At 69.1% G+C, this 23,128-nt stretch carries 18 protein-coding genes; 5 read left to right on the forward strand and 13 right to left on the reverse strand.

What is annotated here, in order from left to right; all coding sequences use genetic code 11:
• The first annotated feature begins 501 nt into the window (after positions 1-501).
• The gene (locus STROP_RS20365) at positions 502-1,305 is read left to right on the forward strand and encodes an HAD family hydrolase (protein ID WP_012015239.1); all 804 of its coding nucleotides are present in this window, start codon (positions 502-504) and stop codon (positions 1,303-1,305) included.
• 57 nt (positions 1,306-1,362) lie between these two features.
• Here STROP_RS20365 and STROP_RS20370 read toward each other — a convergent pair whose 3' ends face one another.
• Complete coding sequence (locus STROP_RS20370; RefSeq protein WP_012015240.1) at positions 1,363-2,112, reverse strand: Fic family protein; 750 nt, start codon at positions 2,110-2,112, stop codon at positions 1,363-1,365.
• 204 nt (positions 2,113-2,316) lie between these two features.
• Between STROP_RS20370 and acs the strand changes: the two genes are divergently transcribed.
• Complete coding sequence (acs, locus tag STROP_RS20375) at positions 2,317-4,302, forward strand: acetate--CoA ligase (protein ID WP_026275841.1); 1,986 nt, start codon at positions 2,317-2,319, stop codon at positions 4,300-4,302.
• A gap of 256 nt (positions 4,303-4,558) precedes the next feature.
• On the forward strand, positions 4,559-5,491 hold the full coding sequence (locus STROP_RS20380; protein WP_012015242.1) for an alpha/beta fold hydrolase: 933 nt from the start codon (positions 4,559-4,561) through the stop codon (positions 5,489-5,491).
• A gap of 10 nt (positions 5,492-5,501) precedes the next feature.
• On the opposite strand, the gene STROP_RS20385 is transcribed toward STROP_RS20380, so the two are convergent.
• Positions 5,502-5,867: a hypothetical protein gene (locus STROP_RS20385; RefSeq protein WP_018830794.1), complete on the reverse strand. Its 366-nt coding sequence runs from the start codon at positions 5,865-5,867 to the stop codon at positions 5,502-5,504.
• Entirely contained in the window at positions 5,864-8,263 is a 2,400-nt protein-coding gene (locus tag STROP_RS20390) for an SseB family protein (protein WP_012015244.1), read from the reverse strand. Before STROP_RS20390 ends, STROP_RS20385 begins: the two co-directional genes overlap by 4 nt.
• 297 nt (positions 8,264-8,560) lie before the next feature.
• On the opposite strand from STROP_RS20390, the gene STROP_RS20395 reads away from it, so the two are divergent.
• A complete protein-coding gene (locus tag STROP_RS20395; protein WP_026275183.1) occupies positions 8,561-8,947 on the forward strand; it encodes a phage holin family protein in 387 nt (128 codons plus the stop codon).
• Positions 8,948-9,233: 286 nt separating this feature from the next.
• Here the strand turns inward: STROP_RS20395 and STROP_RS20400 are convergent, their stop codons facing one another.
• Positions 9,234-9,914 (reverse strand): flavin reductase family protein, encoded by a 681-nt coding sequence (locus STROP_RS20400; RefSeq protein WP_012015246.1) that lies wholly within the window; start codon positions 9,912-9,914, stop codon positions 9,234-9,236.
• Positions 9,915-10,382: 468 nt separating this feature from the next.
• Between STROP_RS20400 and STROP_RS20405 the strand changes: the two genes are divergently transcribed.
• Positions 10,383-12,509 (forward strand): PhoX family protein, encoded by a 2,127-nt coding sequence (locus tag STROP_RS20405; protein ID WP_012015247.1) that lies wholly within the window; start codon positions 10,383-10,385, stop codon positions 12,507-12,509.
• Between the two features lie 124 nt (positions 12,510-12,633).
• On the opposite strand, the gene STROP_RS20410 is transcribed toward STROP_RS20405, so the two are convergent.
• From STROP_RS20410 to nuoH, 9 genes are all read right to left on the reverse strand, one after another.
• Positions 12,634-13,416 (reverse strand): IclR family transcriptional regulator, encoded by a 783-nt coding sequence (locus STROP_RS20410; protein ID WP_026275181.1) that lies wholly within the window; start codon positions 13,414-13,416, stop codon positions 12,634-12,636.
• A 270-nt stretch (positions 13,417-13,686) separates the two neighbouring features.
• The gene (locus STROP_RS20415) at positions 13,687-14,772 is read right to left on the reverse strand and encodes a polyprenyl synthetase family protein (protein ID WP_020678950.1); all 1,086 of its coding nucleotides are present in this window, start codon (positions 14,770-14,772) and stop codon (positions 13,687-13,689) included.
• A gap of 125 nt (positions 14,773-14,897) precedes the next feature.
• Complete coding sequence (nuoN, locus tag STROP_RS20420) at positions 14,898-16,451, reverse strand: NADH-quinone oxidoreductase subunit NuoN (RefSeq protein WP_012015250.1); 1,554 nt, start codon at positions 16,449-16,451, stop codon at positions 14,898-14,900.
• Positions 16,448-17,980, reverse strand: a complete 1,533-nt coding sequence (locus STROP_RS20425; RefSeq protein ID WP_012015251.1) for an NADH-quinone oxidoreductase subunit M — start codon at positions 17,978-17,980, stop codon at positions 16,448-16,450. The genes nuoN and STROP_RS20425 overlap by 4 nt, the downstream gene beginning before the upstream one ends.
• Positions 17,981-18,062: 82 nt before the next feature.
• The gene (gene nuoL, locus STROP_RS20430) at positions 18,063-20,021 is read right to left on the reverse strand and encodes an NADH-quinone oxidoreductase subunit L (RefSeq protein WP_012015252.1); all 1,959 of its coding nucleotides are present in this window, start codon (positions 20,019-20,021) and stop codon (positions 18,063-18,065) included.
• A gap of 13 nt (positions 20,022-20,034) precedes the next feature.
• Positions 20,035-20,352 carry an NADH-quinone oxidoreductase subunit NuoK gene (nuoK, locus tag STROP_RS20435; protein ID WP_012015253.1) on the reverse strand — a complete coding sequence of 106 codons (318 nt, stop codon included), beginning with the start codon at positions 20,350-20,352 and terminating at the stop codon, positions 20,035-20,037.
• The gene (locus tag STROP_RS20440) at positions 20,349-21,119 is read right to left on the reverse strand and encodes an NADH-quinone oxidoreductase subunit J (RefSeq protein WP_012015254.1); all 771 of its coding nucleotides are present in this window, start codon (positions 21,117-21,119) and stop codon (positions 20,349-20,351) included. The genes nuoK and STROP_RS20440 overlap by 4 nt, the downstream gene beginning before the upstream one ends.
• Positions 21,116-21,751, reverse strand: coding sequence for an NADH-quinone oxidoreductase subunit NuoI (gene nuoI / locus STROP_RS20445; protein WP_012015255.1), 636 nt, complete (start codon positions 21,749-21,751; stop codon positions 21,116-21,118). Before nuoI ends, STROP_RS20440 begins: the two co-directional genes overlap by 4 nt.
• Before the next feature lies 1 nt (position 21,752).
• Positions 21,753-23,096 carry an NADH-quinone oxidoreductase subunit NuoH gene (gene nuoH, locus STROP_RS20450; protein WP_012015256.1) on the reverse strand — a complete coding sequence of 448 codons (1,344 nt, stop codon included), beginning with the start codon at positions 23,094-23,096 and terminating at the stop codon, positions 21,753-21,755.
• Between the last annotated feature and the right edge of the window lie 32 nt (positions 23,097-23,128).

Raw genomic sequence — 23,128 nt, forward strand, 5'->3', positions numbered from 1 at the left:
CGGTGGGCCGCACATCGGCGCGGCAGCCAGTCGCCCCAGCATCAACGGCGGCCGCCCCCCGCGGTCGTCGCTTGCCCTGGCGGTACTGTCGGGACAGCGCGGAGCTCCGGCTCGGTCCGCGTGGTGAGCCCTGCTTCGAAACGTGGCTTCACCTGGGCCGACAACAGGAGAAGAAGGGACGACCCCCGTCGGGGGGAAGACGGGGGTCGTCGGGGTCCGGCTCCGGGGGGGGTGAGCCGAACCACTCAGCGGTCACGGGGGGGGGTGCAACCGCCGAGGGTCTGTCGGTTGTCCGGAAGATGAACGCCTGTTGTGTCGACAGTCTGCCTGAGTGCACCTGGCTACGTCGAGTGGTGTGGCCTCCACTCCCTGCTGAATCTTCCCGCAGTGTGTGATCGCGGTCACGCAGAGCAGGCCGACGGTCGACCACGTCGCACATCCGAGGGGTTGACGGACCCGGGCCCCCGCAGACGATAGACCATCGGGCTAGACTTGCGCGCCGTGGGCCGAAGCGCCGCTTTTTTCGATCTGGACAAGACCGTCATCGCCAAGTCAAGTGCGCTGGCGTTCGGTCGGCCGTTCTACCGAGACGGCCTGATAACCCGACGAGACGTTGTCAAGTCGGCGTACGCGCAGCTGATGTTCCGGCTGGGCGGCTCCGACGAACAGACCATGGCCCGGACCCGGGACTATCTCGCCGCGCTGTGTAAGGGATGGCAGGTGGAGCAGGTCCGCCAGATCGTCGCGGAGACCCTCCATGAGCTGATCAACCCCTACGTGTATGCCGAAGCCGCCGCCCTGATCGAGGAGCACCAGGCCGCCGGCCGGGACGTCGTGCTGGTTTCGGCCTCCGGAGAGGAGATGGTCCGGCCGATCGGGGCGTTGCTCGGGGTGACCGATGTGATCGCCACCCGAATGGCCGTGGTGGACGGCCACTACAGCGGCGAGATCGAGTTCTACGCGGCCGGCCCGGCCAAGGTGGACGCGGTGGGCGAGCTGGCTCTCGAGCGGGGCTACGACCTGACCAACTCGTACGCCTACTCGGACTCGTACACGGACCGGCCGTTGTTGGAGTGCGTAGGCCGCCCGACCGCAGTCAACCCGGACCGTCAGCTACGCAAGCTCGCCGCGGAGAACTCCTGGCCGGTGCTGGAGTTCCGGCACCCGATTCCCCTGGGGCGTCGGTTGCGTGATCGCCCCGCCGTGCCGGTCGCCGCCGCCGCGCTCGGCGTCGGGGTTGGCGTGGCGATCGGAATCGCCTGGTATGGCCGGCACCGTCGTACCCGGACTGCCCCGGCGACCTGACCGTCGCAGCCGGCCGCCGGTGGCGGGTCGGGCTCGGGTAGGCCGCAGCGAGGGAGGCTACTGAGTCCCCGCGAGCACCTCATCGCCAATCCCGGTGAGCTGATCGGCGCCCACCTCGACGGCGCTCAGGTAGTGCCGCAGCCACGAGCGAAGCCCGTCCGGGGTTCCGGTGGCGAACGCTCCAGCCGAACCGACGTACTCCGGCTCCCGTTCCCGATGGCCGACGTCCACGGCGAGCAGGCCCCGCGGGTCAACGCCCCGGGACATCAGCACCAGCCGGGCGGCACCGCGGGCGACCACCCCGGACGGGCCGGCGAAGGGCCGCAGGTTCAACAGCTCGCCGTGGACGACTGCGGCGAGGACCATTGGCGGTGCCTGACTTCCCCCGGCTACCAGGGCAGCCAGCCCGTCCAGCCGCGCCGCCACGACCGCGTCGCGCACCGGGCGGCCCAGGTCTGTCTCCGGCACGAGTTCCCGCGCCGCAAGCACGTGCAGCTTCGCGAGCGCCTGCCGGGGCGCCTTCGGCCAGAGGTCGGTCAGCCCGGGTAGCGCCCCGGCTACCCGCAGCGCGCCCTGCAACACCGGCTCGGTGACGGTGCCGGCACGGACTTCCTCACGCTCGTGGGCCTGCCCCTCGAGGGCGGCGCTGGCCACCGCGGAGCGGAGGCTGACCTCGGCGGCCACCTGACCGCCGTGCCGGCGCAGGGCGCGGTGCCGCAGCGCCTGGTCGAAGCGCTCGCGGGCCCGCTCCACCGCGGTGGCGACATCGGCGAGGGCGAGCAGCGGAGCGAGCGGGTCATCGGTCACCCCGCCACGCTATCGGGACCGCTTGCACCACCCGCCGGTGCCGTGCCATCCGCGGATGCCGTACTGTCCGCCGGTGTCGTATCGTCTGGCGCGGGGAAGACTCCGTTCGGCGCGATCCGTCGCCCTCGACAGTCGCCTGCGCCCGGCCCGCGGGCTAATCTCTGCACCGAGACGCAGGTCACCCCAAGCGACGAGGGAGCAGGCATGAGCGAGGCGTTGGCCAACCTGTTGAATGAGACGCGCCAGTTCCCGCCGCCGGCCGAACTCGCCGCGAACGCCAACGTCACCGGTGAGACGTACGCCGCGGCGAACGCCGACCGGCTGGCCTTCTGGGAGCAGCAGGCACAGCGACTGACCTGGACGAAGCGGTGGGACCGGGTGCTCGACTGGTCGAAGCCGCCGTTCGCGAGGTGGTTCGTCGGCGGTCAGCTCAACGTGGCGTACAACTGCGTGGACCGGCACGTCGAGGCCGGCCGGGGGGACCGGGTTGCGATCCACTGGGAGGGCGAGCCGGGTGACACCCGAACGATCACCTACGCGGAGTTGCAGAAGCTGACCTGCCAGGCGGCGAACGCGCTGACCGAACTCGGGGTGACCGCTGGCGACCGGGTGGCGATCTATCTGCCGATGGTGCCGGAGGCCGTGGTCGCGATGCTGGCCTGCGCCCGGATCGGCGCCACCCACAGCGTGGTCTTCGGCGGTTTCTCCGCCGACGCGTTGACAAACCGGATTCAGGACGCCGCTGCGAAGGTGGTTGTCACCGCCGACGGCGGCTACCGGCGGGGCCGGCCCTCCGCGCTCAAACCGACCGTTGACGAGGCGGTGTCGAACTGCCCGTCGGTGGAGCATGTGCTGGTGGTTCGCCGCACCGGCGAGGAGTGTTCCTGGTCGGCGAAGGACCGCTGGTGGCACGAGACGGTCGGGCGGGCCTCGGTCGAGCACCAGGCCACCGCCTTCGACTCCGAGCACCCGCTGTTCATCCTGTACACCAGCGGCACCACCGCCCGCCCGAAGGGGATCCTGCACACCACCGGCGGCTACCTGACCCAGGCTTCGTACACGATGCACGGGGTCTTCGACCTCAAACCGGATACCGATGTCTACTGGTGCACCGCGGACGTCGGCTGGGTCACCGGCCACTCGTACATCGTGTACGGCCCGCTCTCCAACGGTGCCACCCAGGTCATGTACGAGGGCACTCCGGACACCCCGCACCGGGGTCGGTTCTGGGAGTTGGTCGACAGGTACCGGGTGACGATCCTCTACACCGCCCCGACCCTCATTCGCACGATGATGAAGTGGGGTGAGGAGATCCCCGCCGGGTTCGACCTGTCGTCCCTGCGCCTGCTGGGCAGCGTCGGCGAGCCGATCAACCCCGAGGCCTGGATGTGGTACCGGCAGCATGTCGGAGGGGGCCAGCTGCCTATTGTGGATACCTGGTGGCAGACCGAGACCGGCGCCATCATGATCTCCCCACTGCCCGGCGTGACCCACACCAAGCCGGGGTCGGCGATGACTCCGCTACCGGGGATCAACGGCGACGTGGTGGACGACCAGGGTCAGCCGGTGCCCAACGGCGGCGGCGGCTACCTGGTGCTTCGGGAGCCGTGGCCGTCAATGCTGCGGACCATCTGGGGCGACGACAACCGGTTTGTCGAGACGTACTGGTCGCGCTTCGGTGCCGGTGCCGGTGTCGGCGACGACTGGGTCTACTTCGCCGGGGACGGCGCCAAGAAGGACGACGACGGCCACATCTGGCTGCTCGGCCGGGTGGACGACGTGATGCTGGTGTCGGGGCACAACATCTCCACCACCGAGGTGGAGTCGGCCCTGGTCTCACACCCGTCGGTGGCCGAGGCGGCGGTGGTCGGCGCGACCGATCCGACCACGGGGCAGGCGATCGTCGCCTTCGCCATCCCCCGAGGCAGCGCCGAAACCGAGGGGACGGCGGGAGCCCAGCTCATCACGGACCTGCGTGACCACGTCGCGCGCACGTTGGGGCCGATCGCGAAGCCGCGGCAGATCATGCTCGTGCCGGAGCTTCCGAAGACCCGCTCCGGCAAGATCATGCGCCGGTTGCTGCGGGATGTGGCGGAAAACCGGTCCCTGGGCGACGTGACAACGTTGCAGGACTCATCGGTGATGGAGCTCATCGCCACCGGCATGGGCGCCGGCACGGGCGAGGACTGAGGCCGACCGTAGTCTTCATCAGCGGTCCCACCATGGGATCACCTCTGTCAAGGGTCCGCTTCTTCGGAGCGGAGAGAACCCACGAAGGGCGCTGCCCGGGCCGGTGACCGGCCCGGGCATCGCCCTTCCCCTCCCGGATCCCGACACCCGGCGCCTGGATGCGGTCACGACAGGACCCGCACCGGACGGGTTCGACTCCAGACCCGCTCCGCCACGCGTCGAGCCTGGTTATGACCCGGGCCTTAGGCTGTGGCACATGACCGAGCAGCACGACGGGGCCCTAGACGAGTCCTGCGTCCTCGCCGAGGGGCCGTGGACGCACCGGTTCGTCGGCGCCAACGGCAGCCGGTTCCACGTGGTCGAGGCCGGAGCCGGCCCGATGGTGCTCTTCCTGCATGGCTTTCCGGAGCACTGGTGGGCGTGGCACGATCTGCTACCGGCGGTCGCCGACGCCGGGTTCCGGGCAGTCGCGGTCGACCTGCGCGGCTACGGCGCGAGCGACAAGCCGCCCCGAGGGTACGACGGGTACACCCTGGCCGGGGATGTCGCCGGGCTGATCCGGGCGCTGGGCGAACGCTCCGCCACCGTCGTGGGCTCCGGTGCCGGCGGGCTGCTCGGCTGGACAGCAGCGTCGTTCCACCCAACGCTGGTCCGCCGACTGGTGGTGCTCGGCGCCCCGCACCCGCTACGGCTACGGACCGCGATCTTCGCTGATCCGCGCGGCCAATTCGCCGCCTCCACGCCGACGCTGCTGTTCCAACTGCCGCGCTACGAGCACGTGCTGACCCGCGACGACGGGGCGGCGGTCACGGAGATCCTGCGCCGTTGGAGTGGGCCGCGCTGGGTGCACAGCCCGGAGTTCGACCCGTACACGGCCCGCTGCCGGGCGGCGATGCAGATCCCGCAGGCCGCGTTCTGCGCCCTCGAGGGCTACCGGTGGGCCTTCCGATCGGCGCTACGGCTGCACGGTTACCGCTTCGTTCGGCTCATGCAGAAGCCCCTCGTCACGCCGACCCTCCAGCTACACGGCGCCCTCGACCGGGCGTCCCTGCCGCGTACCGCCCAAGGCTCCGGCCGATACGTGGTGGCCCCGTACGAGTGGCGACTGCTCGACCAGGTCGGGCACTTCCCGCACGTCGAGGCCCCAGAGATCGTGCTCGGCGAGATCCTGCGCTGGGCGAAGTCCTAGCTGATCGGGGCTAGACGCGAAGCTCCCGCAGGTCGCGGACGTCAGCGGCTGGCGCCCAGCCCTGGTAGACGCCGAAGTCAAACGCCTCGAGACCCATCGCCTCGGCGACCGGCCAGCGCCCGCCCGTGTACTCGACCCGCAGCCAACCGTCGTGCTCGCCCAACACGATGAACGGCTGCCCCTGCCAGGTGCAGGCGGTGCGGACATACGTCAGCTCGTCAACCTCGGCGGCCGGCACGACGCGTAGGTGGCGGCCGGGGCGCACCTCGGTGAAGCCCTCGCCCGGCTCGGGCTGATAGAGCCGGACGTCGTCGCCGTCCGGACTGGCCTGGTACTCGCGGTCCCGCCAGCGAGCCACGTACCCGTCCCGCGTCACAGGTCACCCGCCTGTTGCCACCGCAGCGCGTCAACGTCCAACGTGGCGACGAGCCGCTCGGCGCCGTCCGCGCCGATCCGCCACAGCCGCGTGCCGTGCGGCAGCCGGGCACTGTCGACCTTGAACTCCGCCACGACATCGCTACTCTCGCCCGGGGCGAAGCCGTTGCCACGGAACGGCGGCCGTTCGATCACCCAGCCCTCCATGGCCCGCATCGCGGCCTCACTCTGCCCGCCGTACGGGATGCGGTAGAGGCTCGGCCGGAAAGCCGGCCACCGCAGTACGTAGATCTGCTCGGCGCCCCGCTCGAAGGGAGAACCGGGGTAGCCCAGGCCGAGTGCGTCGTAAAGCTGAGCGGGGGTGGTCAGGTGTGCCAGCTCGCCCGCGCGGTGCACGAAACCGGAGACGCGGTCGTACCCCCGTTCCAGGTAGTAGGCGAGCTGGCTGGCGGCCACCGCCTTCTGCATGAGGACGGGGCTCGTGGACTCGGGGCTCGGCGGTCGGTATCGCGGCCGGTCGGTCGGTGCCGGTGGGTCGGCCGGTGCCGGCACAGCCGTTGCCGGCTCTGACTCTGGCCGGTCGTCGCCCAGGCCCATCTCCGCCGCCCAGTTGGCGAGCCCGACGATCTGCTCGCCGGGCATCTTCGTGCCGATTGGGGTTCCCGGGTTGACGGTGAATGACCATGATCGGTCCGGCCAACGCTGGATGAGCTGCACGAAGCGGACGCGGATGGTCTCGACGGTCCCGTCGGTGTGGTCGGCGAGCCGCTCCGGCGAGGTGTAGACGACGACGGACACCGCGCCGTCCAGTTCCTCGGTCCGCCACACGAAGCCCGTCCCTCCGGGCCTGCTACCCGCTGCCGAGTCGGACGCCACCGGAAGCAGCACCTGGGCAAGCAGCAACGTCGACAGGAAGGTGTCGGTGTTGCCGCTGGTGGCCGCCGTGACCAGGTCCGCCTCGACCCCGTTGGCCGGTTCGAAGTCCGGTGGCACGGATGCCGGGGTCGAGGAGATGTCACCCGCTTCCGCCACGCCAATCCGGACCGTGGCCTCGGCCGGATCGCCGGCGACAGGAAGCATCGGGCCACCGGCGGCACGGATCGTGAGGTCGCCGTCGACGGGGACCACGCCCGCCGTCGCCGGCATCGGCGCGGTCGCTGACACGGCGGCCGAGCCGGCGGCGGTCAGGTTCCGGGAGTCAACGACCGTCCCCTCGATCACGGCCGACGAAGGTGTTCGCCGAGGTAGCGGACTGGACATCGGTTCAGTGACCGGGGTCGGCTCCGCCGAGCTGGGCCGAAGCTGGCGTGGCTCCTCCTCGGCGGCACGACGCGCGTACAGCCGGAGTGTCGCTGGGTCGGGCACCGGGAAACGGATGGTCCGGGCCTCCTCCGCCGCCGTCTGCTGCGGATCCAGCCCGGGTGCTGTCTCGCCGGGCGGGGAGGCTCCCTCCTGGTCGACCCGGGTCCTGGCCTGGGCCGAGAAGGTCAGCGACGTGGCCGGCAACGGATCACTGGCTGGTTGGCGGCGCGGGAAATGTTGGGTGCCCCGCGCAAGGCGCGACGGTGGGACACTCCGCCCATCTCGGTCGCTACGGCCCGCGGCTGGTTCGAAGAAGGACCGGCGGCTGGGAGGCTGTTCGGGGAGACCCCGGGGTTGCCCCCTCGGCGGTGCGGCTCTGTCGGCGGGCTGGTGGCCGGGGCCTGACCCGGGCGGGCGAGCCCGGGGGGCCGTCCCTTCCCCATCCACGGCGCGGCCGGCGTCCATCATCGGCCGCCGGAGGGCAGCCGCGCGCAGATCGGCTGGGGTACGCAGCGACGCACCCGAGGACGACGCGGATGGCGACGGGCGCAGGGGGGCGACGCCCTCGGGCGCTTGGCCAGCCCGCGGAGCGCGGTCCTGCCCCTTCGCCTCGGCTGCCGGCTCCGCTTCCCGGCGCCCGAAGGGTCGGGCTCGGGGATAGGTCTCGTCGCGCTCCAGCCGGGCCCGGGTCCCCATCGTGCGACCGGGCAGGCGGACGTCGCCGCGGGAAAGCTGGGCGACGTACCAGGCCGGCAGGTAGCCCTCGATAGGCAGGCCCGGGTTGACGGCCAGCCACCACTCGTGGTTGGGCCAATGGTCGGCAAGCTCGGCGTAGGCGGCGCGGCGGTTCGCGCCCGCGTGCTCACCGAGGCAGGCGCGCAGCGCGGCGACCGAGGTAAACGCCAACACGTGGGTTCGGCCACCGGTGGTCCAGGTGCCCCAGTTCATCGACGTCTGACCGGCCGACGCCTGCGCGGAGACGGGCAGCAACAGCTCCGTGCGGGCCAGCACGCGAAAGTAGCGTTGCTGGTCGTTGGCACGCAACGCGTCACGCAGCGTCACCTCCGCCTCGGTGGCCGGCTCCCATTCGGTCAAGGCCAGCCCTCCTCCCGGCGACAGAGCACGCGTAATGGGTACAACCTACAAGGTGCCACAAGATCATAACGGCCTGGCCGTACCGAATCGTTGCGAGCGATAACATCCCGCTCCGCCGCCGAAACGGAGGGTCGATGTTACGAAACCTGTCGTACCCCTACTCGCCGCTTCTTGGGCGGACACCCCCGCGCCGGGGGCGGGGAGACGCTCCAACCCGTGGGTTCCAGGCCGAGGCTTCCCCGGAAGACAGGACCCGAGCCTTCCCTGGAGGAACGGTCCGTGGCAGCATTCTCCGCCATGGGTTTCCTGAAAGGGCTCCTGATCCGGTTGGGCTCCACAGCGGTTGCCTTCTGGCTGGCCACGCTTCTGATCCCGGGCATCACGCTGGATGCGACGTCGGCCACTGAGACAGTCACCACGCTGATCCTCGTCGCCGCGATCTTCGGCGTCGTCAACGCGGTGCTCCAGCCAGTCATCAGGACCGTGGGCTGCGGCTTCTACCTCCTCACTCTCGGGTTGATCGCGCTGGTCGTCAACGGTCTACTGTTCCTGCTGACCAGTTGGATCGCGGGCGAGGCCGGACTGCCCTTCAACGTGAACGGGTTCTGGCCAGCCGCCGTCCTCGGCGCGCTCCTCGTCGGTGTGGTCACCTGGCTACTCGGAGCCGTCTTCGACCGCGACTAGGAGCGTGGGTCAGCAGCGAGCAAGCGGCGGCTGACCATGATCGATGTGATCGGTCGTGGTCGCCCGCTGGCGCCTGTGAGTCGGCGGTGGGGTCCTGCATGTCAGGTGTGCGGCCTGGTAGGGCCGGTGGCCGCGTCAGGGGCCCGGTCGGTCGGCCGCGCAGGGCGGGCAGGGCGGCGAGTCGGGTGGTTCCGGCGTGGCGGAAGATCTTGCGGACCACGCATACCGCCACCACCGGCAGAAGTGATCACGAATCACGGACGGTTTGCCGACACGCCGCACCAGCTCAGATGGCCGCCGGCTGGAGTTGATGCGGCATGTTCCAGCCTTCGGCGAGTTTCGACGGATGCACGTTGTGTCCACCGCCGAAGAACTCGCAGAATTTCATGATGAGTGGGTCCCATCCGAGTGGATCTACGTAGTGCGTCCCCGGAATGATCAGGCCCTCCTCAACGTGGGCGCGAAGGACCTCGACCTGGAAGGCGGTGGCATGCGGGGTGGGGCCGCCAAAGGGGTGCGTCGAGACGACCCGGCACTCCAGCTGGACCGGACATTCCGCGACCCGGGGCGCCCGGACCAGCTCCGAGGTCTGCTCGGTCAGCTGCGCGGCTGAGAACTTGTCCGGCTCGTACCGGTAGCCCTGCTTTGCCTTGTGGTCCGGCACGGCCGATTTTCCGGTGGTGAGGGCGATCCGGTCAACGGCGTCGACCATCGCCGACGAGGGCAGGTTGAGCACACATTCGCGTTCGCGCAGCAGGTTCGCCGTCGTCTGGCCACTGTTGCCGAGACCGAGCATGCAGGACTGGCCCAGCCACCAGGCGGAGGACATCGGGGCGAGGTTCGCGGTGCCGTCCTCGTTACGTGAGCTGATCAGCACCACCGGTGTCCCGAAGTACAGCACCTTGAGCCCGGGGACCACGTGCATCTTTTTGCCTTTCGCGGGAGGTAAGTCGAAGAAGCTCGCCATGCGGTGCACGAGCCGTCATCAACTGTCCGTGAACAAAGCGAAGGGTGCTCGCGGCAATCGGACGTCGCGTTCGGCAGGATCGGATCGACCAACCGACAACGGACATCCAGCCGGTAGCCAGTCACTGACCCACGCTCCCAGCCGCGCTACCCAACTCCCCGATCGGCAGCTGCATCGGTCCGGCCGGGGCAGCAGTCCGGCGGTAGTCACCCCAACAAGGGGTGTCGGGGCCGGCCATCTCCGAGAGGACGGCGGTCGACCCCGGTCACCGGGCTCGCCAAGCAGTGTCGAGGCAGGTGACACCCGGGGCCCTCGGCCTGCTGCCGGTCCCCGTTGCCCGATGAGGGAGTTCAGCTTCGGTTCACATTGCCGCACACTGACGGTAATTGTCCTCTCCTAGCCTCCGGCATGTACGCATGCCATCCGCTGACCTCGGCGTGCGCCATCGAAATCAGGAGGCCCCTCCACATGAGCGACCGTCCTCGGCTGCTCCCGCTGCTCGGCTCCATCCGCCACGGCAGTCGTGACGCTATGACCTGTCTCTACCGGTGTGGAAACGCCTGTGACCACCCGGTACCCAACACCTCGGACAACACCTACTTCGGCGACCTCGTGGACTCCGAGGTGTCCCGCCGCGGCGTGGTCCGCGCCGGCACGGTCGGCGCGCTGGTCCTGGGCTTCGGCGGCGCCGGTGCGCTCGCCGGCAGCGGCACCGCTTCCGCCGCCGCTTCCGCCGCCGCCTCCGCTCCGGTGACGCCGAAGGCGACCGAGTTCGCGGCCCCGGCCGGCGGTGTCGGCGACGGGAAGCTGACCTTCAAGCCGGTCCCACCGAACACTCTGGACAGCTTCATCGTACCGAACGGCTACGACCACTCGGTGGTCATCCGCTGGGGCGACGAAGTAGTGCCGGGCGCGCCCACCTTCAAGCTGCACAAGCAGACGGCCAGGGCGCAGGCCCAGCAGTTCGGCTACAACAACGACTTCGTCGGTGTGCTGCCGCTGGGCCGGAACAGGTCCCTGCTCGTGGTCAACCACGAGTACACCGACGAGAACCTGATGTTCCCCGGCTTCACCGACGTGGACTCGCTCAGCGTCGAGCAGCTGAAGGTGGCAATGGCCGCGCACGGCATGTCCGTGGTGGAGCTGGAGCGGGTCCAGGGCACCGGCGAGTGGCGCCCGGTCAAGTCCGGCAAGCGGCAGTACAACCGCCGGGTGACCGCCTCGAAGACGAAGTTCGAGCTGACCGGCCCTGCCGCCGGCTCGGACTGGCTCAAGACCGCTGCCGACCCGAAGGGGCGCACGGCCATCGGCACGTTGAACAACTGCGCCGGCGGGGTAACCCCCTGGGGCACCGTGCTCTCCGGCGAGGAGAACTTCAACCAGTACTTCGTCGGCGGCGACGGCGCGCCGGAGGAGCTGAAGCCGAAACTGGCCCGGTACGGCATCAACACCACCGACCGTTACCCGGGCGGGAACCGGAAGTGGGACCGCGCCGACGAGCGCTTCGACCTGACCCAGCACCCGCACGAGGCACACCGGTTCGGCTGGGTCGTCGAGATCGACCCGTACGACCCGGAGAGCCGGCCGCGCAAGCACACCGCTCTGGGCCGGTTCAAGCACGAGGGCGCGAACGTCATCGTGGCGAAGAGCGGGCACGTGGTCGCGTACATGGGCGACGACGAGCGGTTCGACTACCTCTACAAGTTCGTGTCGGAGAAGAAGTTCAAGAAGGGCAACTCCTGGCGCAACCGTGAGCACAACCTGACCCTGCTGGAGTCGGGCACCCTCTACGTCGCCAAGCTGAACTACACCAGCGCCGACGAGATCGACGGCTCCGGTGAGCTTCCCAGCGACGGCGCGTTCAACGGCCGTGGTCGGTGGATCAAGCTGGTCAGTGGCACCCGCTCGTACGTCGAGGGCATGACCGCCGACGAGGTGCTCACCTTCACCCGGCTCGCCGCGGACCAGGTCGGCGCGACCAAGATGGACCGGCCCGAGGACGTCGAGGCGAGCCTGCACACCGGCAAGGTGTATGTGGCGCTCACCAACAACTCGCGGCGTGGGGTCGACAGCAACCCGAAGGCGGACGAGGCGAACCCGCGTAACGCCAACCGCCACGGCCACGTGCTGGAGCTGGTCGAGAAGCACGGTGACAACTCGGCTGAGAAGTTCACCTGGTCGCTGCCGATCGTCGCCGGCGACCCGGCGGACCCCTCGACCTACTTCGCCGGGTACGACAAGACGAAGGTCTCCCCGATCTCCTGCCCGGACAACCTCGCCTTCGATGCCACCGGCAACCTCTGGATCTCCACCGACGGCAACGGACTGGGTAGCAATGACGGCCTCTTCGCCACGCCGATCGAAGGCCCGGAGCGCGGCCACCTGAAGCAGTTCCTCACCGTGCCCACCGGCGCGGAGACTTGTGGCCCGTTCATCACCGGCGACAACCGCTCGGTCTTCGTGGCTGTGCAGCACCCGGGGGAGGTTTCCGGCGCCTCGGTCGAGAACCCCGCCTCCAACTGGCCGGACGGCGACTACGCCAAGCCGGGCGTCGTGGTCACCTGGCGCCTGGACGGCGGCCCGATCGGTAGCTGACCTCTCAGCTCCCCTCGGTCCTCTCCGACGCGAACGGGCCCTCACCCCAGTGCGGGGTGAGGGCCCGTTCCGCGCTGCGCCGGGCCCTCACCCCGCAGCCGCCGGGCCCTCGCCCCGCAGCCGGTCAGGTGTCGTCGACGAGGTAGTCGGCGATGCCCCGGGCGGTGGCGAGCAGCTTCGCGCGAACGACCCGGGCGGAGGTCATCATCTCGCTGGCCGGCAGGGCACAGGCGAGTGCGACTCGGCGCTCCACGTCCTTGTCGGCGCTCACCAACACCGCCGCGCAGGCCACTCCCGGCCGGTACTGCCCCAACTCCAGCTGCATCCCCCGCCGCTCTCCGGCCGCGAGGTCGGCCTCGAACGCCTCGGTGGTGGTGAGCGTCCCGGTGGTGAACGGTCGCATGCCGCTTTCCCGCAGGTAGCGCAGCCGCTGCTCGGTCGTGAGCGTCGCGAGCAGGGTCTTACCGAGTGCGGTGGCGTGCGCCCCCTCGTCGAAGCCGGGAACCAGGTCCTCCAGGTAGGGAGAACGTGGGCCTTCGGTGGCGGCCGTGATGGCGACCTGGCCACCGACGAACCGGCCCAGGTAGTGGCTGTAGCCCGTGTCGAGGACAGCCCGCCGCAGGGACTCCCCGACCGCCGGCGGGCCGCGAAAGGCACCGACCAGCTCACGGTAGCGGTCGGCTATCTCCAGGCCCACGATGTATGTGCCGTCCTCGCGCCGGATCACGTAGCCCTCGTACGCCAGGGTGCGGACGAGATGGTAGGTGGTCGCCACGGTCAGCTCACACCGTCGCGCGATCTGTTTGACGGTCAGCCCCTTCGGGGCACGACCGACTGATTCGAGCACTCGTAGCGCGCGGGACACGCTTCGGATGAGGTCCGAGGGTTCCGCCAAGGGGTCGCGCACAACCACCTCCGCAGCCGGGGACTTACACCATATGAAATGCGGGACCGGTGCGAAACGCCTGTTCGGGCAGAGAACACCAGATCATTATCCACCGTCAGTAATGATCTGGTCACTTGCTGGTAACAAGGAAGTGAGTGGGTGCCCGGGACGGCGCGTGACACCGCGGTGACGCCGGCTCCCGGGAACACCCCAGCCGGCTCTCCGAACGCGTCAACCGGACCGGGAGATACGTCAGCCGGTCGGATCCGCGATCTGGTCGCCGCCGGATGGTCAGCCGGTCCGGTCCGCGATCTGGTCGCAGAGGGATTCGAGCGCGTGCCGGGCCGGGCCCGGCGGCAGCGGCGCAAGCTGCGCGCGCGCTTCCTCGGCACGGCTACGGACCGTCTCCCGCGCCCGCTTCAACGCCGGGCTCTCCCGGAGCAGTCCGAGCGCCTCGGCGTGCAGTTCGTCATCGGTCAGCGGACCGACCGCCAGGACCTCCCGAAGCCGCACCGACGCGGCGTCCGCGTCGTCCGAGGCGAGTGCATACAACACCGGCAGGGTGGGGACACCCTCACGGAGATCGGTCCCCGGCGTCTTGCCGGAGCGCTCCGCCTCACTGGAGATGTCCAACAGGTCGTCGGAGAGCTGGAAGGCGACCCCGATCGCCTCACCGTAACCAGCCAGTGCCTGGGTGTGCGTCGGGCTGGCCCCGCTGAACATCCCACCGAACCGGGCCGCGGTAGCGATCAGCGAGCCGGTCTTCTCAGCGATCACGTGCAGGTGGTGCGCCACCGGATCCACACCGGGACGCGGCCCCACGGTTTCGGCGATCTGGCCGTGCACCAAGCGCGCGAAGGTCCGCGCCTGCAGTCGGACCGCCTCGGTGCCCAGATCCGCGGAGATGTCCGCGGCGCGGGCGAAGAGATAGTCACCGACCAGGATGGCCACCGAGTTCGTCCACCGCGAGTTGGCGCTCGGGGCCCCCCGGCGCACCGGCGCCTCGTCCATGACGTCGTCGTGGTAAAGCGTGGCCAGGTGGGTGAGCTCCACCACCACGGCGGCCGGCACGACCTGCTCCCGAGTCGGATCCCCGAACTGGGCGCCGAGCGCCACCAGCAGCGGGCGGAACCGCTTGCCACCGGCGTCAAGGAGGTGCCGGGCGGCCTCGGTGACGAACGGGTCGGCGCTGGCGACATCAGCCCGCAGCGCGGCCTCGACCCCCTCCAGCACCCGAAACGCTGAATCCGGGAGCCCCGCGTCGATTGGGTGCAGCCCGACGGCACCCAACTGACCTGCGCCGCCCCGGTCGGAGCGACTGCCCACGCCAGTGGCACCCGAGAGCTTGTCAGCCGGATTCACCACGCCTCCCACCATGCCACACCAGTACCATCAGCCCCGGGGCGGGGATGACCGAAGGACTCATCGAATACGCCCATGACCTCTGAGAACAGCCCGGGGCCGGCACGGAGGTCACGTGCCGGCCCCGGATCAGCGGTGTGTCACCGCACGAACTCTGCGGCTCCCGCGGCGAGATCGAGCAGCGGGTCCGGAAACACCCCGAGCGCCAAGGTGGCGACCACACCGATCGTCAGCGCGGCCGAGGTCAGCCAGCCCGGCACGACGACGGCGGGAGTGGACTCGCCGGGCTCGGAGAGCCACATCAGCACGACCACCCGCAGATACGGGAAGGCGAGCACCATGCTGGTCAGCACGCCGGCGATCACCAACCAACCCTGACCACCGTCGAACGCCGCGCTGAAGACCGCGAACTTGCTCGTGAATCCGCTGGTCAACGGAATACCGGCGAAGGCGAGCAGGATGAAGGTGAACAGCCCGGCATAGAAGGGGGAGCGCTGGCCCAGACCCGCCCAGCGGGACAGGTGGGTGGCCTCGCCGTCCGCGTCCCGGACCAGGGTGACCACGGCGAACGCGGCCAGCACCGAGAAGCCGTAGGCGACCAGGTAGAACATCGTCCCGGAGACCCCTTCGCTGGTCGGCGCGAGCACCCCGACCAGCAGATACCCCGCGTTGGCGATCGAGGAGTACGCGAGCAGCCGCTTGATGTCGGTCTGGGTGACCGCCAGCACTGCCCCGACGAGCATGGTCAGCACCGCTACCACGCCGAGGATCGGAGTGAAGTCCCAGCGGGCCCCCTCGAAGGCGACGTGGAAGACCCGCAGCAGGGCACCGAACGCCGCGACCTTCGTGCAGGCTGCCATGAAGCCGGTGATCGGGGTGGGCGCCCCCTGGTAGACGTCCGGCGTCCAGACGTGGAACGGCGCGGCGCCGGCCTTGAACAGCAGGCCGATAGCGATCAGCGCCATACCGCCGAAGAGCAGCACCGAGCTGGACGGGCTCTCCGCGACCGCCGCGTGGATGGTGGCGAAGTCAACCCCCGCCGCACGGTCGGGGATGCCGGCGGTGAAGCCGTACACCAACGCGACGCCGAAGAGGAAGAACGCCGAGGCGTACGCGCCGAGCAGGAAGTACTTCATCGCCGCCTCCTGGCTCAGCAGCCGCCGACGGCGAGCCAGCGCGCAGAGCAGGTAGAGCGGAAGCGAGAAGACCTCGAGCGCGATGAACATGGTCAGCAGGTCGTTCGCCGCCACGAAGATCAGCATGCCCCCGACCGCGAAGCTGGTCAGCGGGTACACCTCGGTCAGACCGGGGGCCCCTTCGGCCTGCCGACGGTCGTCCGCCGACTCGGCGGTCACCGCCGCCTGAGCCACGAACGCCCCGCCGCGCTCGACCGTACGCTCCCCGATGAGCAGCAGGGCCATCGCGGCCAGCACCAGGATCGCGCCCTGCAGGAAGAGCGCCGGTCCATCGATGGCGATCGCCCCACCGATGGTGATCAGACGGTCATTGGCGTTCAACACCACCATGGTCAGCGCGCCGAGCACCGCCAGCAGCGCTACCGTGAGCTGCACCACGTGCCGCAGCCGGCGCGGCACGAACGCCTCGACCAGGACACCGACCAGAGCGGCGCCCAGCAGGATGAGCGTCGGCGCGAGCGCCGCGTAGTCGATCGACGGAAGCTTCAGCTCGCTCACCGGCTCGCCTCCTGTGGAGTTCCGGCCGACGGGGCCGGGTCAGTCTTGCCGATATCCTGCATCGTCGCCTGGACAGCAGGGTTGATGACATCCGTGACCGGCTTCGGGTAGAAGCCAAGCAGCACGATCAGCGCGACCAGCGGGGCCACCACGACCTTCTCGCGCAGGTTCAGGTCACGCTTCATGCCCTCGACCTCGGTCAACGCCGGGTTGAGCGTGCCCTGGGTGGTGCGTTGCACCATCCACAGCACGTATGCGGCGGCCAGGATGATCCCGACCGTGGCGATCACCGCCACCGGCTTGTTCACCGAGAAGGTGCCGATCAACACCAGGAACTCGGAGATGAACGGTGCGGTGCCGGGCAGCGCCAGCGAGGCGAGACCAGCGAAGAAGAGCACTCCGGCCAGCAGCGGAACCAGCTTTCCGGCGCCGCCGAAGTCGCTGATCAACGCAGAGCCTCGGCGGGCGACCAGCATCCCGACCACCAGGAAGAGCAGACCGGTGGCGAGCCCGTGGTTGACCATGTAGAGCACCGCACCGGTGGCCGCCTGGCTGGTGAACGCGAAGATGCCGATCCCGATGAAGCCGAAGTGCGCGATCGAGGTGTACGACACCAGCCGCTTCAGGTCGTTCTGACCGACCGCGAGCAGCGCCGCGTAGATGATGCCGATCACGCCCAGCGCCAGCGCCCACGGCGCGAACCACTTGGCCGCGTCCGGGAACAGTGGAAGGCAGTAGCGCAGAATGCCGAACGTTCCGACCTTGTCGAGCACACCGACCAGCAACGCGGCGGCACCGGCGGGGGCAGCGCCACCGGCGTCCGGCAGCCAGGTGTGGAACGGAAAGAACGGCGCCTTGATGGCGAAGGCGACGAAGAAGCCGAGGAACAGCCAGCGCTCGGCACCGGTGGAGATGTCCACCTGCGACAGCGCCACCCAGTCGAAGGTCTTTCCACCGACCACCCAGAGGCCGATCACCGCGGCGAGCATGAACAAGCCGCCGACCAGCGAGTAGAGGAAGAACTTCACGGCCGCGTACTGCCGCTGGTGTCCGCCGTAACTTCCGATGAGGAAGTACATCGGCACGAGCATGACCTCGAAGAACACGTAGAAGAGGAAGACGTCGGCGGCGGCGAAGACGCCGATCATCGTGCACTCGAGCACCAGCAACAGGGCGAAGTAGACCGGTACCGACCGCTTGGACGACTCGGCATCGTGCCAGGACGCAAGGATCACCAGCGGCACCAGCAACGCGATCAGCATCAGCATAACCAGCGCGATGCCGTCGGCGGCGAAGGTGAAGTTGACGCCCCAGTTCGGAATCCACGGATAGGACTCGCGGAACTGGAACCGGTCACCACCGGTCTGCCAGGTCACCCACATGACCACCGAGAGCACCAGCACCAGCAGTGACCAGCCGAGCGCCACCTGTTTGGCCAGCTCCGGCCGGCGGCGGGGCAGGACGGCGACCACCAGGGCACCGACCAGCGGCGCCACGGTGAGCACCGAGAGAAACGGGAAGTCGGACATTACGCGGCCTTACCTCCGTCGTCACTGAGCGGTCCGCCGACGGCGGCCACCGCGGGGTTCCCCGACCGCCTCCTGAGGTCGATCACACCAGCCACCCCGCCTCGATAGCCAGGAAGGCCGCCACCACCAGCAAGGCACCGGCCAGGATCGAGGTGGCGTACGACCGGACGAAGCCGGTCTGCAACCGCCGGAGCCGGCCCGAGCCGCCGCCGACCCCGGCGGCGAGGGCGTTGACCAGCCCGTCGATGCCCCGGTTGTCCAGGTAGACCAGCGCCCGGGTGAGGAAGATGCCCGGCTTCTCGAACACCGCCTCGTTGACGGCGTCGGTGTAGAGGTTCTTCCGGGCGGCGGTGACCAGCACCCCTGCCGGCTGCGGCTCGGTGGCCGTGCCGGTCCGGAACAGGAACCAGGCGAGCCCGGCGCCGATCACGGTTACCGCGATCGACAGGATCGTGATGGCGAGGTGCGAGAGCACCGTCTCGTGCGCGGCCTCCGAGCCACCACCGAGTCCGGCGGTCGCCTCCAGCCACTCGGGGACGGGCCCGACCATCAGGGCTCCGGCGCCGATCGAGCCGACCGCGAGCAGGATCAGCGGGATCGTCATCAGCTTCGGTGACTCGTGCGGGTGGTCGATCTCCTCGGTCCAGCGAGCCGGACCGTGGAAGGTGAGCACGAACAGCCGAGTCATGTAGAACGCGGTCAGCCCGGCACCGAGCAGGGCGGCCAGGCCGAACAGCCAGGCCGTCCAGTCGTCCCGCTCGAACGCGGCCACGATGATCGGCTCCTTGGAGAAGAAGCCGGAGAACGGCGGCAGGCCGATGATCGCCAACCAGCCGGCCATGAAGGTCAGCCAGGTGACCTTCATGTACTTCGCCAGCCCACCGAAGCGCCGGATGTCGACCTGGTCCTTCATCCCATGCATCACCGAGCCGGCGCCCAGGAACATGTTGGCCTTGAAGAAGCCGTGCGCCAACAGATGCACGATAGCCAGCGCGTACGCCGCACCACCGAGGCCGACGCCGAGGAACATGTAACCGATCTGGCTCACCGTTGACCAGGCGAGCACCCGCTTGATGTCGTCCTTCGCCATGCCGATGATGGCGCCGAGCAGCAACGTCAGCACGCCGACGCTCACCACGACCAGTTGCAGCGTCGAGTTCGCCGAGAAGATCGGGTTGGAGCGGGCAATCAGGTACACACCCGCGGTGACCATGGTGGCCGCGTGGATGAGCGCGGAGACCGGGGTCGGGCCCTCCATCGCGTCCGGAAGCCACGCCTGCAGCGGAAACTGGCCCGACTTACCGGCCGCGCCGAGCAGCAGGAGCAGGCCGAGTAGCAGGACCGTGGTGGCGGTCAGCGACCCGACACCGGTGAAGACCTCGTCGTACTGTGTGGTGCCCAGGGTGGCGAACATGATGAAGATGCCGATCGCCAGGCCGGCGTCGCCGACCCGGTTCATCAGGAACGCCTTCTTACCGGCGGTGGCGGCGGCGGGCCGCTCGTACCAGAAGGAGATCAGCAGGTACGACGCCAGCCCGACGCCCTCCCAGCCGAAGTAGAGCATCACGTAGTTGTTGCCGAGCACCAGCAGGAGCATGGCGGCGACGAACAGGTTGAAGTACCCGAAGAAGCGCCGACGCCCTGGGTCGTGGGCCATGTACTCCACCGCGTACAGGTGGATCAGGAAGCCCACCCCGGTGATCAGCAGTACGAAAACCGCCGCCAGCGGGTCGAAGAGCAGGCCGAAGTCCACTCGCAGGTCGCCGACCGCGATGAAGTCCCAGAGGCTCAGCTCAACGGACCGGTTCTCCAGACCTCGTAGCTGGAAGAAGTAGGTCAGGCCAAGCAGGAACGCGACACCGACCGACGCGACACCCAGCCAGTGCCCCCACCGGTCCGCCCGACGGCCGAGTAGCAGCAGGATCGCCGCGCTGACCAGTGGGATCGCCACCAGCAGCCAGACACTGCCGAGCAACCCGTCGGCGGTCCCGTACGTGACGGTGCCCACCGGCTCGACGGGGGCTTTCGCCAGAATCTCCATCACCGCAGGCCCCTCAGTACTTCAGCAGGTTGGCGTCGTCGACGCTCGCCGAGCGCCGGGTCCGGTAGATCGCCATGATGATCGCGAGTCCGACCACGACCTCGGCCGCGGCCACCACCATCACGAAGAACGCCATGATCTGCCCGTTGAGGTCACCGTTGATCCGGCTGAAGGTGACCAGGGTCAGATTGGCCGCATTGAGCATCAGCTCGACACACATGAACAGCACGATCGCGTTCCGCCGGACGAGTACCCCGGCGGCGCCGATGGTGAACAGCACCGCGGCGAGGACCAGGTAGTAGTTCGGTTCGACCGAGAAGAACTCGTTCACTTTTCGGTCCCCTTCAACGTCGTGTCCTCGACGGTCAGCTCACGGACCGGCAGGATTTCCGGGGTGCTCTGCTCGGCCAGCCGGCCGTCGGGCAGGCGGGCCGGCGTGGCGACCGACGACGAGGTGGCGAACACGCCCGGGCCCGGCTTCGGGCCGGGGTAGTTACCGGGGCGGAACCGCGCCTTCATGGTGGCGACCTGATCCATCCGGTCCTCCCGGCGCCGCTCGATGTGCGCCAGCACCATCGCACCGACCGCCGCCGTGATCAGCAGCGCCGAGGTCAGCTCGAAGGCGAGGACGTACTTGGTGAACAGCAGCCGGGCGATGCCCTGCACGTTGCCCTCGGCGTTAGCCGTGGTGAGTCCGACGGCGGTGCTACCGGCCAGCGCCCGGTACATGCCGGTACCGACGAGTCCGGCGAACCCGACGCCGAGGACGAGCGCCGCGATCCGCTGGCCGCGCAGCGTCTCGATCAACGAATCCGAGGCGCCGCGGCCCACCAGCATCAGCACGAAGAGGAACAACATCATGATCGCGCCGGTGTAGACGATGATCTGCACCACGCCGATGAACGGCCCGGCCTGGAGCACGTAGAAGATGCCCAGGCAGAGCATCGTCAGGACCAGCATCAGCGCCGAGTGCACCGCGTTACGGGCAGCGACCATGCCGATCGCGCCGATCAGCGCCAGCGGGGCGAGGATCCAGAAGGTGACCGCCTCACCTCCGGATACCGAACCCGCCGCGGCGAGCACCGTCTGCGTGGTCATGCTCCGTCTCCCTTGTCCGCCCGCTCTGCGGCCTGGTCGGCGCCGGGGAACTGCACACCGGGGTGCTCGCTGATCCGGTAGCGGCCGGGGCCCATCGGCGAGCGCTCCGCCCCGGCGGAGGTGCCCGGGTTCTCCAGCGCGCCGACGTAGTAGTCCTTCTCGCTGTCGCCCAGCCGCATCGGGTGCGGCGGCTGCTCCATGCCGGACAGCAGCGGTGCCAGGAGCTGCTCCTTGGTGAAGATCAGGTCCTGTCGGTTGTCCCGGGCCAGCTCATACTCGTTGCTCATGGTCAACGAACGGGTCGGGCACGCCTCGATGCAGAGTCCACAGAAGATGCACCGGGCGTAGTTGATCTGGTAGACGCTGGCGTATCGCTCACCGGGGGAGAAACGCTCCTCCTCCGTGTTGTCGCCACCCTCCACGTAGATCGCGTCCGCCGGGCAGGCCCACGCACACAGCTCACAGCCGATGCACTTCTCCAGGCCGTCCGGGTGCCGGTTGAGGATGTGCCGCCCGTGATAGCGCGGCGCCGCGACCGGCGGCTTGAACGGGTAGTCGGTGGTGACGACCTTCTTGAACATGTGCGAGAAGGTGACCCCGAAGCCCTTGAACGTTCCGGTGATCGCGCCCACGTCACACCTCCCTGGAGTCCGTGTCGGCGAGGTTGGCCGGCTCCCGCTCGGCGACAATGCGCTGGGTCCGCGGGCTTGGTGGTACCTGAAGGTCCAGCGGCGGCAGCGGGAAGCTACCCGGAGGCCGGTTGTTGACCTCCTCGGCCAGCGTCGGTTTCGGTGCCCTCCCACGGCTCGGCCAGATCATGGTGACGATCAGCACCACACCGGCGATGGCCCCGTACACGATCAGCCGGTCCGCGCGCTCCCAGCCCTGGGTCTTCAGCCAGCCCGCCAGCACCAGGATCCACACCAGGTTGAGCGGGAGCAGAACCTTCCAGCCGAGGCGCATGAACTGGTCGTAGCGGAGCCGGGGCAGGGTGCCCCGCAGCCAGACGAAGACGAAGACCAGGACGAGGACCTTGCCGAAGAACCACAGCATCGGCCACCAGCCGGAGTTCGCCCCGTCCCAGATGGTGAGCGGCCAGGGCGCGCGCCAGCCGCCGAGGAAGAGCGTCACCGTGAACGCCGACATGGTCACCATGGCGACGTACTCGGAAAGCATGATCAGCGCGAACTTCAGCGAGCTGTACTCCGTCATGAAGCCGGCGACCAGCTCGGACTCCGCCTCGGGCAGGTCGAACGGGGCCCGGTTGGTCTCGCCGACGATGGCGATGAAGAAGATGACGAAGCTCGGGAAGAGCAGGATCGCGTACCAGCCGGGCGCCGCGACGTCGAAGCCGAAGAACTCAAGCTGGGGGCGTTCTCCCTGGGCGGCGACGATCCCGCTGGTCGACATCGTGCCCGAGAGCATGAAGACCGCCACGACGGAGAGGCCCAGCGCGATCTCATACGAGATCAGCTGCGCGCTGGAGCGGAGGCCGCCCAGGAGTGGGTAGGTCGACCCGGAGGCCCAGCCCGCCAGCACCACGCCGTACACCGCCATCGACGAGCAGGCCAGCACCAGCAGCACCGCCACCGAGACGTCGGTGACCTGCAATGGCGTCTGGTGTCCGAAGATGCTCACCATCGGACCGAAGGGCATCACCGACAGCGCGGTGACCGCACAGACGACCGAAATAACCGGCGCGAAGAAGTAGACGACCTTGTCGGCGGAGCGCGGCAGGATGTCCTCCTTGAAGGCCATCTTCATGCCGTCCGCGAGCGTCTGGAGCAGGCCGAACGGGCCGAGCTGGTTGGGACCCGGCCGTACCGCCATCCGGCCGACGACCCGCCGCTCGAACCAGACGCCGAGCAGCGTGGCCAGCAGGCCGAACGCGAACGCGAAGACGATCTTGATCAGGACCAGCCACCACGGGTCCTGGCCAAAATCGGCCAGCGTCGGTTCCTGGGCGAGGAAGGTCACTGTGCCCACCTTTCGGTCGCGACTGCGGGGCT

The sequence above is a fragment of the Salinispora tropica CNB-440 genome (assembly GCF_000016425.1).
In the GTDB taxonomy this organism is placed as follows: Bacteria; Actinomycetota; Actinomycetes; order Mycobacteriales; family Micromonosporaceae; genus Micromonospora; species Micromonospora tropica.

Excerpts from the sequence above, each read along its gene's own strand:
- STROP_RS20415 (WP_020678950.1), bottom strand. The coding sequence starts at position 14,772 with ATGGTGGGAGGCGTGGTGAATCCGGCTGACAAGCTCTCGGGTGCCACT.
- acs (WP_026275841.1), top strand. The coding sequence starts at position 2,317 with ATGAGCGAGGCGTTGGCCAACCTGTTGAATGAGACGCGCCAGTTCCCG.
- STROP_RS20425 (WP_012015251.1), bottom strand. The coding sequence starts at position 17,980 with ATGTCCGACTTCCCGTTTCTCTCGGTGCTCACCGTGGCGCCGCTGGTC.
- STROP_RS20405 (WP_012015247.1), top strand. The coding sequence starts at position 10,383 with ATGAGCGACCGTCCTCGGCTGCTCCCGCTGCTCGGCTCCATCCGCCAC.
- nuoL (WP_012015252.1), bottom strand. The coding sequence starts at position 20,021 with ATGGAGATTCTGGCGAAAGCCCCCGTCGAGCCGGTGGGCACCGTCACG.
- STROP_RS20440 (WP_012015254.1), bottom strand. The coding sequence starts at position 21,119 with ATGACCACGCAGACGGTGCTCGCCGCGGCGGGTTCGGTATCCGGAGGT.
- STROP_RS20400 (WP_012015246.1), bottom strand. The coding sequence starts at position 9,914 with ATGGCGAGCTTCTTCGACTTACCTCCCGCGAAAGGCAAAAAGATGCAC.
- STROP_RS20395 (WP_026275183.1), top strand. The coding sequence starts at position 8,561 with ATGGGTTTCCTGAAAGGGCTCCTGATCCGGTTGGGCTCCACAGCGGTT.
- STROP_RS20380 (WP_012015242.1), top strand. The coding sequence starts at position 4,559 with ATGACCGAGCAGCACGACGGGGCCCTAGACGAGTCCTGCGTCCTCGCC.